The sequence below is a fragment of the Streptomyces sp. FH025 genome (assembly GCF_017427025.1).
GTDB lineage: Bacteria > Actinomycetota > Actinomycetes > Streptomycetales > Streptomycetaceae > Kitasatospora.
This window is the reverse complement of the sequence record NZ_JAFLNG010000910.1, coordinates 1-2562: the sequence shown is the minus strand read 5'-3', so window position 1 is coordinate 2562 and position 2562 is coordinate 1. Positions and strand designations below refer to the sequence as shown.

Annotated in this window: 2 protein-coding genes; both read right to left on the bottom strand. The window is 72.6% G+C overall.

The features are described 5' to 3' along the window. On the bottom strand, positions 1-294 hold a 294-nt coding region (locus J0670_RS35550), incomplete at its 3' end, for a hypothetical protein (protein ID WP_279383123.1). 305 nt (positions 295-599) lie between these two features. Then, positions 600-2562: murein biosynthesis integral membrane protein MurJ (murJ, locus tag J0670_RS35545; RefSeq protein WP_243437989.1), on the bottom strand; the 1963-nt coding region annotated here is incomplete at its 5' end.

The window sequence follows — 2562 nt, the reverse complement described above, 5'->3', positions numbered from 1 at the left end:
CGCGGCCTTCTTCCGCGGGGAGCCCGAGCCGGCGGCGAGCTCGGCGGCGATCTCCCGGGCGGAGAGGGGGGCGGTGATCTCCGAGGTCTCCTCGCCCGGGGAGTCCTCCTCGTCGGGTTCCGCGGGAGCGTCCTGGCCGTCGGCCGTGGAGGCGTCCGCGGAGGGGGCGTCGACGGCGCCCGCCGGGGCGGTCTTCCCGCCCTCCAGCTCGTCGATCGCCGCAGCCAGCGCGGCTTCGTTCGCCGACGCGTCAGCTGCTGACGTGTCGACGACCGCCTTGGTGCCATCAGCCACCGTGGTCCTGCCTCCCCTTGTGTCGCCCCGGCCTGAGAGAGTCGCTGGAGCCCGCGGATTGGCCGCCCTGTGCTCCAGGACAATTGTGCCCACTCTTCTCCACCGGGTACGACCGCTGAGGGGTCCGCTCGGTTGCGCACCGGTGGAGAGATGTGGTGCAGATTCGACACCGGGCCGTCATGCGGTGGCCCGGGCGGTCCCGGCCGCGGGTGGCGGTCCAGGAGACGGCCGGACGGGCGGAGGAGGCGGTCGCCCCCGGTGACGCCCGGTCAGGGCGTCCGCTCGTCCGGCCGGTCGTGGCGGGGTCAGCGGCCCAGTCGGCCGCGGACCATGCCCAGCATGGCGTTCAACTCCTCGATCCGCAGGCGCTTCGCGATGAACGCGAAGACCACCAGCTGGACGCCGCCGCCCAGGACGACCGACAGCACGCTGCCCGGCCAGCCGCCGAGCACCTGCTGGATCGCCAGGCTGATGCCGAGGCCGACCACCGCGGCCGGGACGCAGGCGGCGGCCAGCCGGCTGTACGTCCTGCCGATCCGCTTGGTGTCCAGCCCGCCGATCTTCTTCTTCAGCTTCGGCACCGCGACCATCACTCCGATGGCGTAGCCGAGGCCGTAGCCGAAGGACATCCCGGTCACGGTCCACTCGGAGGGCAGCACGACCCAGCAGATCAACGAGAAGACGGCCTGGCAGGCCGCGACCCAGACGGTGTTGGAGAACGGCGTCCGGGTGTCCTCGTAGGCGTAGAAGCCGCGCAGCATCACGTACTGGGCCGAGTACGGGATCAGCCCGAGCGCGAAGGCCGAGAGCATCAGGCCGACGTTGGTCGCGTTGTCCAGGGCCGTGGAGCCGCCGCCGACCGCGTAGATCGAGCGGCCGATCGCCGGGCCCAGCGAGAGGAACAGGAAGGCCGCCGGGACGACCGCCACCGCCGTGGTGCGCAGCCCGTAGGAGATGTCGTCGCGGACGGCTCCGGCGTCCTCGTCGGCCGCCGCCCGGGAGAGCCGGGGGAGCACCGCGCTCATGATCGAGACGGTGATGACGGCCTGCGGGAGCTGCCAGATCAGCAGGGCGTTGGAGAAGGCCGAGAGGCCGACACCGCCGTGACCGCTCTTCTCGGCCGCGCTGCCGGCGGCGGTGGCCAGCTGGGTGATCACCAGGTAGCCGGCCTGGTTGGCGAGCACGAAGAAGAAGGTCCACTTGGCCAGCCGGGCGGCCTTGCCCAGGCCGTGGCCGCGCCAGTCGAAGCGCGGCCTGTAGTGGAAGCCGGCCGCCCGCAGGTACGGGATCATCGACAGCGCCTGGACGGCGAGGCCGAGCAGGGTGCCCAGGCCGAGCAGCCGCACGCCCTCCGGGGAGATGTTGCCCGGGGTGACCTGGGTGCCGTTGTAGCCGCCGTAGACCCAGATGTACGTGCCGAAGGTGAAGATCACCACGATGTTGTTGAGGACCGGGGTCCACATCATCGCGCCGAACCGGCCGCGGGCGTTGAGGATCTGGCCCATCACGACGTGGATGCCCATGAAGAAGATGGTCGGCAGGCAGTACCGGGCCAGTGCCACCGTGGTGTCGGCCGAGGCCGGGTCCACCATCAGCGGGTGGGCGATCAGCTGGACCAGCAGCGGTGCCCCGAGCACCGCCAGGAACACGACGCCGCCGAGCCCGACCATCACCAGGGTGAGCAGCCGGCTGGCGTAGGCGGTGCCGCCGTCCTCGTCGTTCTTCATGCTGCGCACCAGCTGCGGCACGAAGACCGCGTTCAGCGCGCCGCCGCCGATCAGGATGTACAGCAGGGTCGGCAGGGTGTTCGCCGCGTTGTACGAGTCACCCATGACCGCGATGCCGATCGCACCGGCGATCACCATCGTCCGCAGGAAGCCGGTGCCCCGGGAGACCAGGGTGCCGGCCGCCATGATCGCGCTGGAGTTCAGCAGGCTCGCGACCTTGCCGCCCCCGCCGCTCGGCGCCGGGGCCGTCGGCTCGGCCGCGACCTCCTGCTGCTGTGCGGCGCGCTCCTCGGCGAGGTCCGCCAGCGGCTCGACCGCCGGGGGCACCGCGACGGCGGCCACCTGCATGGTGGCCTCCTCCTCGGAGAGCGGCGGGTCGAACTCGATCGGCGGGACGAAGGGGCGCTGCCCGTCCTGGACGCCGTACTGCGGCTGCTGCCCCGGGTAGCCGCCCATCGGCGGGGGCGGCCCGAAGCCGGGCGCGACCGGGGGCACGGGCTGCGGAGCGGGCTGGACCGGCTCGGGCTGCGGGGCCGGCGGG